The organism is Streptomyces sp. NPDC014006 (genome assembly GCF_043088925.1).
GTDB lineage: Bacteria > Actinomycetota > Actinomycetes > Streptomycetales > Streptomycetaceae > Streptomyces.
Genome location: NZ_JBICAJ010000060.1, coordinates 1 through 1193, shown reverse-complemented (window position 1 = coordinate 1193; position 1193 = coordinate 1). Strand labels below are relative to the sequence as shown.

General features: G+C 71.0%; 1 protein-coding gene. It reads right to left on the bottom strand.

Annotated features, from left to right (window positions below; all coding sequences use genetic code 11):
• A partial coding sequence (locus ACF1GV_RS42605) for a beta-ketoacyl synthase N-terminal-like domain-containing protein (protein WP_391692552.1) occupies positions 1-1193 on the bottom strand: 1193 nt, incomplete at both ends.

Sequence of the window (1193 nt, the reverse complement as noted above, 5' to 3'; positions counted from 1 at the left end):
GCAGGGCGACCAGCGAGGAGGAGCAGGCCGTGTCGACGGTGACGGCCGGGCCCTCCAGGCCCAGGGTGTACGCCACCCGGCCCGACGCCACGCTGGGCGTCGTTCCGGTCAGCACATAGCCTTCGATCTCCTCGGGCGCCTCGTGCAGCCGGGGGCCGTAGTCCTGGGCCGTGGCACCGACGAAGACTCCGGCCTTGCTGCCGCGCAGGGACTTCGGGTTGATACCGGCGTGTTCGAGGGCCTCCCAGGAGGTCTCAAGGAGCAGCCGCTGCTGCGGGTCCATGGCCAGGGCCTCGCGCGGCGAGATACCGAAGAACGTCGGATCGAAGTCGGGGGCGTCATGGAGGAAACCACCCTCCCGCGCGTACGACGTGCCGGAGCGGTCCGGGTCGGCGTCGTAGAGCGCGTCCAGGTCCCAGCCGCGGTCGGCGGGGAACGGCGACACCGCGTCACCGCCGGCCGCCAGCAGCGCCCACAGCTCCTGGGGCGTCCGGATCCCGCCCGGGAAGCGGCAGCCCATGCCCACGATCCCGATCGGGTCGTCATCGACGCCGCTGTTCAGCGCAGCCGACGCCTCCGGTTTCGCCATCTCCTCCCGCAGACCCGCGAGTTCGGCGCGCATATGTCGTGCCAGCAGCTCCGGGGTGGGGTGGTCGTAGAGCGTCGACGACGGCAGCCGTACGCCGACCGCCCGGCCGAGCGCGGCACAGAACTCGACCGACATCAGCGAGTCGAAGCCGAGCTGCTTGAACGGCGCGTCCACCGAAACCTGTTCGGGGCTGTCGTGTTCGAGCACGGCGGCGATGTGCCGTCGTACGAGATCCAGCAGCTCCCGGTCGGTGTCCTCCTCGGACAGCCCGGCGTAGGAGGCCGCAGCACCGGCGGCCCGCGGCACGGACTCCGCGTCCTCCTCGGCCACGACGGTACCGGCCACGTCCTCAGGGCGGCAGGCGGACACACCGGCCGTCTCCTTGAGCCAGTACCGGCGACGCTGGAAGGCGTACGTGGGCAGGTCGACGCGATGCGTCGCCGAGACGCCCAGATGGGCGAAAACGTCCTGCCAGGCGATCTCCACGCCGTTGACGTGCAGTTCGGCGGCCGCGCGGATGACGGCGTGGGGTTCGTTGAGGTTCTTGTGGAGGGTGGGAACGAGGAGGGTGTCGGTGCGGGTGATGGTGTCCTGGGTGAGGGCG